General features: G+C 52.6%; 1 rRNA gene. It reads left to right on the forward strand.

From position 1 onward, the window contains the following. Positions 1–1,708: ribosomal RNA gene (locus tag ACF8EG_RS15830) — 23S ribosomal RNA — on the forward strand; the annotation flags it as partial. Positions 1,709–1,715 lie beyond the last annotated feature (7 nt).

Here is a 1,715-nt window from a genome sequence, read left to right on the forward strand (position 1 = left end):
TCTGTAAGCGGTTGAAGGTGTGTGGTAACGCATGCTGGACGTATCAGAAGTGCGAATGCTGACATGAGTAACGATAAAGGGGGTGAAAAACCTCCTCGCCGGAAGACCAAGGGTTCCTGTCCAACGTTAATCGGGGCAGGGTAAGTCGACCCCTAAGGCGAGGCCGAAAGGCGTAGTCGATGGGAAACGGGTTAATATTCCCGTACTTCTTACAATTGCGATGGGGGGACGGAGAAGGCTAGGTGGGCCTGGCGACGGTTGTCCAGGTTCAAGTGCGTAGGCTTAAGAGTTAGGTAAATCCGGCTCTTTTTAAGGCTGAGACACGACGTCGAGCACCTACGGGTGTGAAGTCATTGATGCCATGCTTCCAGGAAAAGCCTCTAAGCTTCAGATTGTAAGGAATCGTACCCCAAACCGACACAGGTGGTCGGGTAGAGAATACCAAGGCGCTTGAGAGAACTCGGGTGAAGGAACTAGGCAAAATGGTACCGTAACTTCGGGAGAAGGTACGCTCTTGATGGTGAAGTCCCTTGCGGATGGAGCTGACGAGAGTCGCAGATACCAGGTGGCTGCAACTGTTTATTAAAAACACAGCACTGTGCAAAATCGTAAGATGACGTATACGGTGTGACGCCTGCCCGGTGCCGGAAGGTTAATTGATGGGGTTAGACTTCGGTCGAAGCTCTTGATCGAAGCCCCGGTAAACGGCGGCCGTAACTATAACGGTCCTAAGGTAGCGAAATTCCTTGTCGGGTAAGTTCCGACCTGCACGAATGGCGTAATGATGGCCACGCTGTCTCCACCCGAGACTCAGTGAAATTGAAATCGCTGTGAAGATGCAGTGTACCCGCGGCTAGACGGAAAGACCCCGTGAACCTTTACTACAGCTTGGCACTGAACATTGACCCTACATGTGTAGGATAGGTGGGAGGCTTTGAAGCAAGTACGCCAGTATTTGTGGAGCCGTCCTTGAAATACCACCCTTGTAGTGTTGATGTTCTAACGTCGACCCCTAATCGGGGTTGCGGACAGTGCCTGGTGGGTAGTTTGACTGGGGCGGTCTCCTCCCAAAGAGTAACGGAGGAGCACGAAGGTGGGCTAATCACGGTTGGACATCGTGAGGTTAGTGCAATGGCATAAGCCCGCTTGACTGCGAGAATGACAATTCGAGCAGGTGCGAAAGCAGGTCATAGTGATCCGGTGGTTCTGAATGGAAGGGCCATCGCTCAACGGATAAAAGGTACTCCGGGGATAACAGGCTGATACCGCCCAAGAGTTCATATCGACGGCGGTGTTTGGCACCTCGATGTCGGCTCATCACATCCTGGGGCTGAAGTCGGTCCCAAGGGTATGGCTGTTCGCCATTTAAAGTGGTACGCGAGCTGGGTTTAGAACGTCGTGAGACAGTTCGGTCCCTATCTGCCGTGGGCGTTGGAAGATTGAAGGGGGCTGCTCCTAGTACGAGAGGACCGGAGTGGACGAACCTCTGGTGTTCGGGTTGTGTCGCCAGACGCATTGCCCGGTAGCTAAGTTCGGAATCGATAACCGCTGAAAGCATCTAAGCGGGAAGCGAGCCCTGAGATGAGTCTTCCCTGATACTTTAAGTATCCTAAAGGGTTGTCGGAGACTACGACGTTGATAGGTCAGGTGTGTAAGTGCTGTGAGGCATTGAGCTAACTGATACTAATTGCCCGTGAGGCTTAACCATACAACAC

Source organism: Vibrio sp. YQ_11, assembly GCF_043103065.1.
In the GTDB taxonomy this organism is placed as follows: Bacteria; Pseudomonadota; Gammaproteobacteria; order Enterobacterales; family Vibrionaceae; genus Vibrio; species Vibrio parahaemolyticus.